This window comes from Planctomycetota bacterium (assembly GCA_039182125.1).
Lineage (GTDB): Bacteria > Planctomycetota > Phycisphaerae > Tepidisphaerales > Tepidisphaeraceae > JBCDCH01.
The window spans coordinates 1-12772 of record JBCDCH010000098.1; the positions used below are offsets into that span (position 1 = coordinate 1).

At 62.0% G+C, this 12772-nt stretch carries 8 protein-coding genes; 7 read left to right on the forward strand and 1 reads right to left on the reverse strand.

Features of this window, described 5'->3' with window-relative positions; genetic code table 11:
- The first annotated feature begins 335 nt into the window (after nt 1–335).
- From AAGD32_17195 to AAGD32_17220, 6 genes are all read left to right on the forward strand, one after another.
- The gene (locus tag AAGD32_17195; GenBank protein MEM8875984.1) at nt 336–2756 is read left to right on the forward strand and encodes a sugar-binding domain-containing protein; all 2421 of its coding nucleotides are present in this window, start codon (nt 336–338) and stop codon (nt 2754–2756) included.
- Between the two features lie 58 nt (nt 2757–2814).
- Entirely contained in the window at nt 2815–4170 is a 1356-nt protein-coding gene (locus tag AAGD32_17200) for a sulfatase (protein ID MEM8875985.1), read from the forward strand.
- A gap of 496 nt (nt 4171–4666) precedes the next feature.
- The gene (locus AAGD32_17205; GenBank protein ID MEM8875986.1) at nt 4667–5458 is read left to right on the forward strand and encodes a LamG-like jellyroll fold domain-containing protein; all 792 of its coding nucleotides are present in this window, start codon (nt 4667–4669) and stop codon (nt 5456–5458) included.
- A gap of 105 nt (nt 5459–5563) precedes the next feature.
- A complete protein-coding gene (locus AAGD32_17210) occupies nt 5564–6397 on the forward strand; it encodes a type II secretion system protein (GenBank protein ID MEM8875987.1) in 834 nt (277 codons plus the stop codon).
- A gap of 107 nt (nt 6398–6504) precedes the next feature.
- Nucleotides 6505–8403, forward strand: a complete 1899-nt coding sequence (locus AAGD32_17215; protein ID MEM8875988.1) for a sulfatase-like hydrolase/transferase — start codon at nt 6505–6507, stop codon at nt 8401–8403.
- Nucleotides 8404–8497: 94 nt separating this feature from the next.
- Nucleotides 8498–10243, forward strand: a complete 1746-nt coding sequence (locus AAGD32_17220) for a sulfatase-like hydrolase/transferase (GenBank protein ID MEM8875989.1) — start codon at nt 8498–8500, stop codon at nt 10241–10243.
- A gap of 87 nt (nt 10244–10330) precedes the next feature.
- On the opposite strand, the gene AAGD32_17225 is transcribed toward AAGD32_17220, so the two are convergent.
- Entirely contained in the window at nt 10331–11731 is a 1401-nt protein-coding gene (locus tag AAGD32_17225; protein MEM8875990.1) for a sulfatase, read from the reverse strand.
- Nucleotides 11732–12110: 379 nt separating this feature from the next.
- Here AAGD32_17225 and AAGD32_17230 point away from each other — a divergent pair.
- On the forward strand, nt 12111–12772 hold a 662-nt coding region (locus AAGD32_17230), incomplete at its 3' end, for a sodium:solute symporter (GenBank protein MEM8875991.1).

Below are 12772 nucleotides of genomic sequence, written 5' to 3' on the forward strand. Positions count from 1 at the left end.
ACGGCATTCGCATGGTCCGCCCAGTGACACAGTAAAGCACCATCAACTTTATTTTGAGGCCAATAGATCTTGAGGTAAATTAATTTCAAGTACTTTAATCAAGTCTAGCCTCGCTTTACGAGGTGCACAGACAGCCCGGACCACTTCCCCAAGATCGCTTTATCTCCATGAAACACCAAGTCTTACCCGCCGAATGGACCGCCCATCTAAGCCGGGTACCCGTCAGCGTTGCTGTTCCTGATCAAGTGGAAGGCGTTGCAATTCCCGCAACCGTGCCGGGGTGTATCCATACGGATCTACTTGCGGCGGGACGGATCGAAGATCCCTATGTCGGAATGAACGAGGTGTCCGCCCGATGGGTCGGGGCCTGCGATTGGGAGTACCGGACCACCTTCCAAGTCGATCCGGAGCTGCTCCACGAAGAGCGGATCGATCTCGTCTTCGAAGGGCTGGACACCGTTGCGAAGGTTGCGTTGAACGGGCAAATGGTGGGCACGGCAGAAAACATGCACGTTCGGCATCGCTTCGATGTTCGAGCCGTGTTGGTCCCGGGCGAGAATCATCTTTCGGTGCATTTCGGGTCGGCGATCGACCACGCACGAAGCGTGGAAAGAGAAGTCGGAGCTCGGCCTGGCGTGGGGTCGGGTACGAACCCGCAGCTGCCGCATCAGATGATCCGCAAGATGGCGTGTAACTTCGGCTGGGACTGGGGGCCGCAGCTGGTGACGTGCGGGATTTGGCGACCGGCTCGAATCGAATTTTGGTCCGCTGCGCGACTGCACGATGTCCGGCCGCTGGTGACGCAGGCCGACACGCAAACGGCAACCGTGGAAGTCCACGCCGACGGAGAGATAGCGGCGGAAGCTTCCGGGGTGTCTTTGCGTTGCGTGCTGGCTTCGCCTGATGGCCGGGTCGTGGCGGAGCGGGATGACGATTGGTCCGGCAGACCCGGCGGCGATCCGATCGTGCTGACGGTCGATGAACCTCGACGCTGGTGGCCGATCGGCTACGGCGACCGGCCGCTCTACGAGCTACGGGTTGAGCTCGTTGCCGCGGACGGACGGGTGTTGGATGTTTGTGAACAAAAAGTCGGGCTGCGGCAGGTTCGGCTCATCACCGAACCGGACACCCGCGACGGCGGCGGTTCGATGGTCCAGGGCCTGACACGGGGTGAAAGCTTCCACTTGGAGGTCAACGGCCAGCGCGTGTTTTGCAAGGGCGCCAACTGGATCCCCGACGATTGCTTCCCGCATCGGGTCACGCCGCAGCGTTATCGCCAGCGAATCGAGCAAGCGGTTGATGCCAACATGAACATGCTGCGCGTCTGGGGCGGCGGGATCTATGAAGACCACGCGTTCTACGAGATCTGCGATGAACTCGGTGTGATGGTGTGGCAGGACTTCGGTTTCGCTTGCGCGTGCTACGCCGAGGAAGAGCCGTTGCGTTCGGAGGTCGAGGCCGAAGCGCGGGACAACGTCGCGCGGCTATCGCGACACCCGTCGCTCGTGATCTGGAACGGCTGCAACGAAAACTTCTGGGCCGCTTTCGATTGGCCCGCGTTCGAGGGGGTCTACCCCAATGGCGAACTGACATGGGGCCTGGGCTACTACCTGGACTTACTCCCCAGGGTGGTCGCGGAGCTCGACACGTCCCGGCCGTACTGGCCGGGCAGCCCCTTCTCCGGCAACCTCGACCGACACCCCAACGGCAACGAATACGGCAACTGTCATATCTGGGACGTCTGGAACCACGACGGAGACTACCGCAACTATCTCGGCCACTTCCCGCGGTTCGCAAGCGAGTTCGGGTACATGGCCCCACCCAATTGGGCGACGCTCGACCGGGCGATCCCCAAAGACCAGCAGCATTGGTCGTCGGAAGCGATGACGCTGCACAACAAACAAAAAGACGGTATCCAACGCGGACTCGAACGCTTGGCCGACTCACACGATCCACCCGATCGTTACGAAGACCAGTGGTTCATCGCCGCCATCGAGCAGGCTCGCGCGATCGCGCTGGGCTGCGAATGGTTCCGGTCGTTGTCGCCCTGGTGCAGCGGGGCGCTGTACTGGCAGCTCAACGATTGCTGGCCGGTAACGAGTTGGTCGGCGATCGATGGCGACGGCCGGCCCAAGCTCATGTGGCACGCGACCCAACGTTTCTTCCGATCGCGACTACTGACTCTGATGCCGGCCCGCGTCACGCCATCGGGCGTCGAGGTTGAACGGCTGGCCGCTTACCTGCATAACGACCATGCCGAACGTTGGCGCGGCCGAATGCAAGTCTCGCGCATGAACGTAGCGGGCCAGTTGCTCGACACGAAGACGTTCGCCGTGGACGTCGCGCCGCGCGGCGTGCAGAAATGGGAGCTGTCTGAATCGTGGATCGGCGAGGCGGACGAATTCCTGATGGCCCATATCGACGGCGAACCCACGGACAACCGCGCATGGTGGTTCTTTGGCCGGGACCGTGACGTCGAGTACCCAACGCCGACTTTGAACTACACGCTCGAAGAGACCGACGCCGGCCAGCGCCTCACGGTCGCCAGCGACGTCTTGGTCCGCGAGCTGTGTCTGCTGGCCGACCGGATCGAACCTTCGGCTCGGATTGATCGACAGCTCGTGACGCTCTTGCCCGGCGAATCCACGGTGTTCCATGTCACCGGCGATCGGCGGCTGACTCTGGAACAGCTCACCGCGCCAGACGTTTTGCGTTGTGTCAACGGGCTTCAAGCCATGGTGCCCACGCCAACGTAAACCACGGCGGTGATCAGTCCGCCGCAGCCGATAGATCACTCATCCGTGGAATCTCTTGATGTGCGACGCCCACCCCAACATTCTGTACCTGCACTCTCACGACTCGGGGAGGCTGTTCTCGCCGTTTGGCGGTCCGGTTTCGACGCCGAACTTACAAGCCCTTGCGGATCAAGGCGTCTGCTACCGCAACGCTTTCTGCGTCGGGCCGACGTGCTCCCCTTCGCGGGCGGCGCTGCTGACCGGCCAATACCCCCACCAGGTCGGGCAATGGGGGCTATCGAACTTCGGGTATCCGTTGGGCAAGCCCGAGCGTCACCTCGTGAAGTTCTTGCAAAGCCACGGCTATCGGGCAGCGCTGATGGGCGTCCAGCACGTCACGGCCGACGAACGTGACTTGGGTTACAACGACGTACGAAGCGAGGTGATCGGCGGCGCAACAGGCCGGTGCGACCCGGCGATGTCCGCCCCTCGGGTAGCCGAAGCGGCCTGCGACTGGCTGGTGCAGCACGGCCGTGGAACAGCGCCGTGGTTCCTCGACGTAGGTATGGTTGAGACGCACACCAACGCGGCGAAGCAGATCCAGCCGGATCGAAAGCCGAGCGACCAAAAGATCGATCGCGCCACGCCGCCCTACTGGTTACAGAACACGATCGGTTCCCGACGATGGCAGGCCAACTTCGACGCGATGGCGGCAATGCTTGACGACGCCATCGGCAGGGTGCTCGCGCGGCTCGACGCCTTGGGCTTACGCGAGAAGACGTTGGTGATCTACACGACCGACCACGGCCCGGGGGTACCCATGGCCAAGTGCACCCTGACCGACGCGGGCCTGGGTGTTGGCCTGATCGCCAGCGGCGCCGGAAGCTATATCGGGGGACAGACCGTCCACGGTCCGATCAGTCACCTCGACGTTTTTCCCACGATCTGTCGCGTGGCCAATCTCGAAACGCCCGATCACTTGGAGGGCCAGCCGCTCCCTACCGAAGCGTGCCTTGACGATGCGCCGCGCAGCTTGTTCGCTGAGATCAACGTACACGGTCGATCCGGACGTCAGCCCGAACGCAGTGTTCGGCATGGCCGCTTTAAGCTCGTCCGTCGTTTCTATACCGACCCTTCGAAGATCAGCCAAAACGCCGACCCATCGGGCGTGAAGGACGACATGTTCGAAGCGGGCTGGCCGACTGCAACCACGCAAGGCCAGGCTTCCCGAGAAGACGTGTTTGATTCGTTGTATGACCTGCGGTTGGATCCCACCGAACGCCGCGACCGCAGCGGGGACACGGCTTACGCCGAGGTGTATGCCGATCTGGATAGGCGCCTCACGTCGTGGATGCAACGGACCGACGACGCGCTTCGACCAGGTGGCCCGGGTATCCCGCAGCCTCAACCGATCCCGACGCTCGCGCCCGTGTAGCCGGAACGGAACTCGAAACCTCGATCCGGAGCAGGGTGAGATCAGCAGGCCGCCCATCAGGCGACGAAGAGATACCTGCCCCATTGTCCCTCATCATGGTGTCCTGGCTAAATAAATCTCTACGCATCATGATTCGTCGAAAGCGCCAATCCGGAGCCATCCGGGATTCTGAGCCGATCTTCAGCGTCGCGGGTGTGCCGCCCTGCCTAACCTCAATCCAGTACTTCTGGTTAGATCGCCGAGTTTGAGCGCTACGTTCCCGTGCCTGCTCAGAAAATAGAGTTTGTGCTCAGAGACGGCTCGAGAATCCATCAAAGTCGCCTTGACGCGATCTGATATTTAAAGTACTTTAAATCAATTAATTCAACCGCCTTGGGACTTGTATCTTCGTTCTCTTCTAGTAACGCTTCCGGGCATGGATCAATAGGAGACCTCCATGCAAAAGCCTTGGGCCAAGCCCACCGTAGTAACTCGTCGCTCGCGACATTTCGCTGAGATGGTGATGTTGTTGGCGACATGCTTTGCCGTCAACGCCGAACCGATCCATTACTACCGAGCCGAGGCCGGTGCGGTCGCGGAAGACTCGGTCGGCCAAGCGCCGCTCACCGCTGCTCCGGATGTTGCGCAGGGCGGTAGCGATTTCGACAACCCCGTGCCACAGACCGGCACGTCTAATCATCAGGCTTTTGCCGCGCCCGCGTCGACGGCGGAGTTGCCGGGAGTGGTTACGGGCGGCCAAGGTCTTTCGCTCGAGGCTTACGTGCAGATCGAGGCTTTTGCCGCCAAAACCCAACAGACCTTGATCGCTCAGTGGGGCTCGGACCGCGAAGACCAGGTCTTCCGATTGAACGTGCAGTCTGCGGGCAACGGTGCTTTGGGCGCAGCAGTGGATGGAGACAGCTACCGGCTGGCCTTGGTTCACAACCAACGTTTCGAAGGTCAAGGCGGCAGTGATATCGTCAACAGCAACTCCGACCCCGTAGGCGCAAATCCTGACGACATCGCGCTCCGGGCAGGCCGGAGCTATTACGTCGCCGTGGTGTTCGATAACCAGTCGGACACGGTTACATACTTTGCCAAGGACCTGACGCAAGGCGGAGAGCTGCGTAAAAAAACCGTCCCTCGCTCGTTTGGGAACTGGGAGGACGCGGCAGATGGCACCGAGGCGTTGGCACCCCTGACCCTCGGACAGACCGCAGACGGCGATCAACCATTCGGCGGACTCTTCGACGAAGTGCGGATCTCGAATTCCGTCCTGACCGAGTCGGATTTGCTGGTAACACCTTGACGCAACCGGCACCCTGTGCTCCGGGTTTCTCATCCCGTTTTCTCGCTCCGCCACTTGGCTTCGTCTTGCAAATCATCCGATGGGACTTTTAGAAAGTCGCCGCCCATGCCTCGATCTTCGATCCGCCCTCCGGCCGTGCGTTCCGAGCCCTTCAATAAGCCACGACGTCGCGGCGACGGCTTCACCCTGATTGAGCTGCTCGTGGTGATCAGCATCATCGCGATCCTCGTAGGCCTGCTACTACCTGCCCTCTCGGCGGCACGCAAGGCGGCGCAACTGGTGGCCTGCACCAGCAACCTGAGGCAGTGCGCCATTGGCACCTACGTCTACGCGACCGACTACAACGTTGCTTTGCCCATGGCGATTTGGCCCAACACGGACCGATTCGGCAATAGCCCGGTCAACTTCCGATGGGCCGCGCGGTGGAATCGAGATTTCATCGCACCCGTGGTACTTGGACGTGAGTTCCCTCTTAACACCGCGGGCTTCGAAGAGTGGCGTGAAGCCACGATTGATTCGGTCTTTTCTTGCCCGAACGGCGCGGACCGCATCGACCCCAGCACCGGCATCGCCGCGATCGACAACACCAACCCCTGGGCCTGGAGCTACGCCTTCAATGGCATGATCGGCACGACGCTCCGGGATTACGAAGACCCCGCCGTGAATGCGGGGATCATCCGCTCGCGCTTCAAATCGATCGAAGCGATCCGGTCGGCCTCGTCGGCGATGGTTTTGCTCGAATCGTTCAACGTCAATGAAGACGCCGACCGCATGCAGTTCGGCACCATCGAGCCGACCTTTCGTTCCGCGGCCGCCACCCACCAAGACCGAGGAACGGTGGGCTACGCCGATGGCAGCGCGGCGAACCTCGCCTTCGAAGATTTACCGCGTGTGCCCGACGATTCGCCCGAGTGGGAGACCTTTTGGCTCGGGCAGTGAGGCTTCACGCCACAGAGATTGGGAGCCGCGTTTACGGGCCGCGATGGATCGGCGCTGTATCGCGTTGCCCCTGTTCCTACAGGCTCATCTAAGCGAGGTTTGCAGAGATGTTTCGACACTACTTCTTGGGTTTTGTATTGCTGCTTATTGGCCTTGGTCTGGCGTCAGGCCACGTTGCCGCAAGTGCTCAGCCCAACATCATTCTCATCCTTGCCGACGACCTCGGGCACGACGACCTCGGACGAACCAACCCCCGAGCGATCAGCCCGACGTTGGACTCCTTAGCGAAGGAGTCGGTCCGGCTGACAGACTTTCATGTCCATCTCAAGTGCGCGCCTTCGCGGGCGTCGCTGCTGACGGGGCGTTACTTCCAACGTACCGGCGTGTGGGGCGTCAATGGTGGGCGTGATTTCATGTCGACCGACGAGGTGACGCTGGCCGAAGCACTCCGCGAAGCCGGTTACGCCACGGCGATGTTCGGTAAATGGCACGGCGGCCTTGGCGATCGCTACTACCCATGGCAACGCGGCTTCGAACTTGCCCACATGGCGAATCTGTATCGCTACACGCCCGAGGAAAGAGCCGCCGAATCGGTCAACGGTCAGCCGCGGCCGATCACCGATTGGGCCGAGATGCACTTCACCGACCACGCGATCGAGTTCATCCGGGAACCCCGAGACCGGCCGTTTTTTCTGTACCTGCCGTATATGTCGCCCCACTCGCCGTGGCGATCGCCGCAACGGTATCAGCAGCCTTTCCTGGATCGCGGGGACTCGGAAAACCTCGCGGCCTTTTGGGGGATGGTGCATTTCCTGGACGACCAGATCGGCCGGGTGCTTACGGCTGTGGAAGAGGCGGGCTTGGCCGAGGACACGGTCGTGCTGTTCCTGAGCGATAACGGCCCGGTGCCGTCGGGCGCGGGGCGACCACCGGGCGTTCCCGGCAAGCCCTACGCCACGCGCGGCCCGGAGTGGAACGCACGCAATCCGAACGGGCTGCGTGGAGGCAAGGGCGTGATCTATCAGAATGGCGTCCGCAGCGTGTTCTTCGCCCGTTGGCCGGGCACGATCACGCCCGGGGATGTCGCCGGCACGGTCACTGCCGAGGACATTTTCCCAACGCTGCTACAGGTGGCCGGCGCAGAGGTGCCTTCCCGCGCCAAACCGCTCGACGGCCGGAGCGTTTCCGACTTGCTGCTCGGCGACCCCGCGGAGCGTGAGGCGCTTGAGCGACAACTCGCCGAGCGCCTGGTATTTTTCCCCGAAGCCGAGCCGAAAGATTCGTTCGATCCTTGGCGATTGGGGAAGCTGCAAACATTCCAGGTCATCAACAAAACCGCGGAACCCGACCGCTTCTCTTTCGACGGCATGAACCTCGCGGTGCGTCGAGGGTCGTTCAAGTGGGTGCAGAACAACGGGAACGTCGAGTTGTTCAACCTGGAAGAAGACCCACGTGAACGCCGACCGATCGCCAGGCAAGCGACGGTGAAGTCGGAACTAGCCGAGGCCGGACGAGCCTGGTGGAACGGCGTGCTCTCAGAGCCCGCGGCGTTTACACCCGTCGTCAACTACGTCGACGGCAACCACGATCAGACGCCGGCGATCATCCAGATGCGTTCGGCCTCGGCGCTACGCGGAACTTCGCTCTCGGCCCACGCGATCTTCGGTTGGGATCAAGTTGGCGACGCCGCGACGTTCGACGCCGTGGTCGGTGAGCCCGGCCGGTTTCGGGTCTACCTGCTGGGCCGAAGCAAACGGGCGACCGGGGCGCTATTCTCGGTGACTTTCGGCGTCCAGGGCGAGGTGAAAGGCGAAGTCGATCGTAAGCTGAACATGACCTACGACCAGCCCGTATTCGGGTGGGACCGAACCCAAGCCATGGACCTGGGAGAAATCGAGTTTCAGCAGGCCGGCCCCATGCCGATCACCGTCAGGCTCGACCGACTGCGTGCGTCGGGGTCGGCGGTCGATCGACTCGACCACCTGATCCTTGAGCGGATCGAATAAAACGATCGAGAAGATTGCCCCGCAGACAAACACGATCCGAGCGCGCTCAAAGCGTGTCCGCCACGGTCGCAATTGCTCTTGAAATCAAGAAGGCATGCACATGTTGCTTGATCCATACCGGCCGTATGCGACGGGTTCCACGCGCACGAATCCGAAGGGTTTGAACTTCTTCGGGCTGTGTTGCGTTCTGTGGCTGGGGGTGATGGCGGCGACGGCCCAAGGCGACGCAGTCTCGGCAGACGCCGATGACAGCCCCGCCGCCGAGCGCCCGAACTTCGTCTTCGTCATCGTCGACGACGAGCGGCGGCTCCGGCAAAACCACCTCGACGAGGGCCGCCTGCCCAACGGCCGGCCGCGTAACGTGAGCCCGACGCTCGACCGCCTCGCCGCCGAGGGCACGGTGTTGCCGCGGATGTACGCCACCACGCCGATCTGCGTGCCCAGTCGGTTCGCCTGCTTGACGGGCCAACTCGGCTCACGGGCCGTCAACACCGCCGTGATGCGAAGCGTCGAGATTCACGACTACCCCATGGTCGCGCAAAACACGCTCATTCTGCCCGACACTCCGACGCTGCCGCGCATGCTTCAAAAAGCCGGCTACTTCACCGGGGTGATCGGCAAGAATCATGTGATCGAGGTGCCCGAATTCGAAGGCTTCGCCGCGGATGACGATCCGCGCGACCCCGCGATCATCGATCAATTACGTCAAAACCACGAGCGTGTCCGCCAAGCGTTTCTGGGCGCCGGGTTCGACTACGCCGATCGGCTTTACCACGACAACCTGGCAGCGAACCAACCGCGGGCGCTTCGGGCCCACAACCTCGACTGGCTCGCCGATGGCGCCTTGAAATTTCTCGACCTCGCCGCAGATCGCCCCTTCTTCCTTTACTTGGCGACGACCACGCCACACGGCCCCAACAGCAGCCCGCACACTTGGGACGCCGACCGCCGGATCACGCCGTTGGGCCTGCTCGACGAGCCGATGGACGTGCTGATCTCGGCCGACGAGGTCCGCCGCCGACTCACCGAAGCCGGCATCGACCCCACGTCCGAGCACGGACGCGAAGGCAACACCCTATGGACCGACGATCTGATCCGCGTGGTCATCGAGCGTCTCGAAACCCTTGGCGAACTGGACAACACCGTCGTCGTGTTCTTCAACGACCACGGCATCGAGCAAGGCAAGTCGTCGCTTTACGAGGGCGGCATGCGGAGTTCGGCCGTCGTCTGGGGCCCCGGTGTCGGCGTCAAACCTCAACGCCTTGAGAACACGCTGGCGTCCAACGTCGACTTCGTTCCGACGTTTCTGGCTCTGGCCGGGATCGATTCGGAAACGTCTGGCGTCAAACTCGACGGCGTAAACCTGTCGCCGGTGCTCCGCGGCGAGGCCGACGCCGTACGCGACCACGTCATCGGTGAATTGGGATACTCGCGCGCGGTCGTCGGTGAACGGTTCAAGTACCTCGCGCTGCGGCCGTCGGAGTACGCGCAGAATGTGCCGATGCAAATCCGTCGACAACAACTGCGGCGATGGTTCGCCCGTCGCGACCGTATCGGCTTGCCGCGTGGCGACAATCGGACCAACGATCCGTATCCGCACACCTTCAACATCCCCGGGGGCACCGACAACAATTGGCCGTCGATGCGCAAGCACCCGCACTACTTCGATCCCGACCAGCTTTACGACCTCCACGCCGACCCCGACGAGCAGCACAACCTCGCCGACGACCCGGCCCACGCCTCGACGCTCGAACGATTGCGGTCCCAGCTGGAAGCTTACGTCCGTTCCACGCCGTACCCGTTTGGTGAGTTCGGCTCAGGCACCGCAGCCGCCGACTGAGTCTTGTCTGACGTCCGACCTGAAGCATCTAGCTCATTAGCCCACGCCAGACCGCTGTCGTTTGGCGAAGGCTAGGTCGGCTTGTACTTACTGGGTACTCGTTCCGAAGAACCGCAAACCGCGATAGTGTTCCAAGGTCTTGGCGTAAGCGGGGTCTTCGGCGAGGTTGTGCCAATCGTGGGGGTCGATCCGGCGGTCGTAGAGTTCTTCGCCGCCGTCGGCGTAGCGGATGTAGCGAAAATCTTCATCGATGATCGCCTCGTGATCTTTGGGCTCCTGGAAGACTCGGGCGATCACATCGTGTTCGGCCGCGGGGTCACGGAGTAAGCGCGCGAAGCTATAGCCGTCGTGCCGGTCGATTGCGGGTAGACCGATCCACTCATTAAGCGTGGGAAACAAGTCGACAAGCGACACGGTCCGCGGCGAAATACCCGGCTCGATGCCCGGCCCCGCAACGATCAAAGGCACGCGGGTCGAGCGGTCCCAGAACGTGAATTTCGTCCAGTGGCTCTTCTCGCCCAAGTGAAAGCCGTGGTCGCTGGCGAAGACGACGAGCGTGTCGTCGCGATGCGGGCTGGCTTCGAGGGCGTCGAGCACGCGGCCGACCGCCGCGTCGGCGAAGGTAGTCGACGCGTAGTAGGCCTGGATTGCCTGCTTCCAGCGATCGTTTTTACGGATGGCGTTGTTGAGCCCGGTCCGCAACGCGAAGCGTCGGCCACGGTCGGGCAAGTCGTCGACGTCGCGGGAGCGTACACCCGAGGGCCAGTCGATTTCGTCCAGCGGATACTCGTCGAAGTACGGCTCGGGCGCGACGAACGGCAGGTGCGGCCGGTAGATACCACACGCCAAGAAGAAAGGCCGATCGCGTTCTCGGCCCAGGAAGTCCGCGGCGTAGTCGGCGTTGCGGAAGTCGCCGGTTTCTATGTCTGGCGTACCGGTCCGCCCCCACCAGAAGCTCTTGCCCCAGTAAGTCGTCACTTCGCCTGCGTGCCAGTTATTGAGCGGAGGCTTCGGAGTCGGCGTACCTACGGGGATTGGGGCGTACTGGCCCCAGGAGTGTGGACGGTCGAGAAGCTTGCGGCCGGGGTGACTGCGGTTCTCGAGCCAGCCGTGGTGGAACACCTTGCCCGCGGCGACGGTGATGTAGCCGTGGTTTTGGAAGTGCTGTGGCAGCGTGACGACGTCTTGGTTGCCGGGCACGTCGCGGAAGTAAGCCCGATTGTCGCGGACACCGGTATGGGGGGGCAGCATCCCGGTCAGAAAGCTGGTGCGCGAAGGGTTACAAACCGGGGCGTTGCAATGGGCGTTGGTGAAGAGCACCCCCCGGCCGGCGAGCCGGTCGATGTGAGGCGTGCGGGCTCCGCCATCCATGACGCCGATGTCGGTATTGAGATCGTCGACCAGGATCAGGAGTACGTTAAGTGACCGGTCGGAAAGCTTGGTCTGGGGCCACGCGGGCAAAGCGACGAAGAGTGCCGTGAGAGCCACGGACGCAAGAATCAGGCGAAAAGGTTTCATCACTATCCCTGGCTTGGAGACATGGGGCGCGAGTCAACCCGAAGGTTTTTCGACTTATCGTCGATGCGTGCATCGCGGCCTTTCGATTCGGGTTGCAGATAGGTATCCGTCGAGTATACTGAGAATACTTAATTAAAGTACTTTAAAAAATCTACCCGTCCTTCTTCGGCGGTTCAGCCGTTCCCCGACGGACCGAATTTAAGGTTTCAGGATTGATGAATAGCGGCAGGCCCCATCTCCAAGCACGGCCGATCGGAACGCGAGCGCGTGCGGGTCGCGAGCTAAACACGATTCGACGCGATGGGTTTGGCCGAGCTTTGAGATCGGGCTGGATCGGAGACACCCGCGGATGACCGGTTTGGACTGGGCGATCGTCATCGGCTTTGTATTGCTGCTCTGCGGAGCGTCTCTGCTGTTGTCGCGGGTATCGCGGAGCGTGGCCGATTTCATGGCCGCGGGACGCTGTGCCGGGCGGTTCGTGCTATCGATGGCCAACGACATGGGCGGCTTCGCGGCGATCTTCGTCGTCGCAACATTTGAACAGTTTTACGTCTCGGGCTTCCCCGGAGCGTGGTGGAGCATCATGACCATGCCGGTCTGGGCATTCGTGATGTTCTCAGGATGGGTCCAGTACCGCTTCCGCGAAACCCGAGCACTGACCATGCCCGGTTTCTTTGCTCAGCGATACGGCCCGGGGGTCCGCAAGTACGCCGGTGTCCTGGCGTTCATCTCGGGCGTGATGAACTACGGCATCTTCCCCGCCGTCACCGCAAATCTGATCGTCAACTTCTGCGGCCTGCCCCAAACCCTCGATCTTGCGGGATTCGAACTGCCCACGATGCTGCCGGTGATGGTGATCATCCTGAGTATTGCGATGTTCGTGCTGCTCACCGGCGGGCTAGTTTCGGTGATGGTTACCGACTTTTTACAGGGCCTGCTCGTTCTGTTTGGCACGCTGGCGATCGTCGGATTCATCGTCTACGCGGTGGGCTGGGACACGTTGTTTGAGGG

Bases quoted from the DNA above. Each gene is read 5' to 3' on its own strand.
- AAGD32_17195 (MEM8875984.1), top strand. From the start codon at position 336: ATGAACGAGGTGTCCGCCCGATGGGTCGGGGCCTGCGATTGGGAGTAC.
- AAGD32_17200 (MEM8875985.1), top strand. From the start codon at position 2,815: ATGTGCGACGCCCACCCCAACATTCTGTACCTGCACTCTCACGACTCG.
- AAGD32_17205 (MEM8875986.1), top strand. From the start codon at position 4,667: ATGGTGATGTTGTTGGCGACATGCTTTGCCGTCAACGCCGAACCGATC.
- AAGD32_17210 (MEM8875987.1), top strand. From the start codon at position 5,564: ATGCCTCGATCTTCGATCCGCCCTCCGGCCGTGCGTTCCGAGCCCTTC.
- AAGD32_17215 (MEM8875988.1), top strand. From the start codon at position 6,505: ATGTTTCGACACTACTTCTTGGGTTTTGTATTGCTGCTTATTGGCCTT.
- AAGD32_17220 (MEM8875989.1), top strand. From the start codon at position 8,498: ATGCACATGTTGCTTGATCCATACCGGCCGTATGCGACGGGTTCCACG.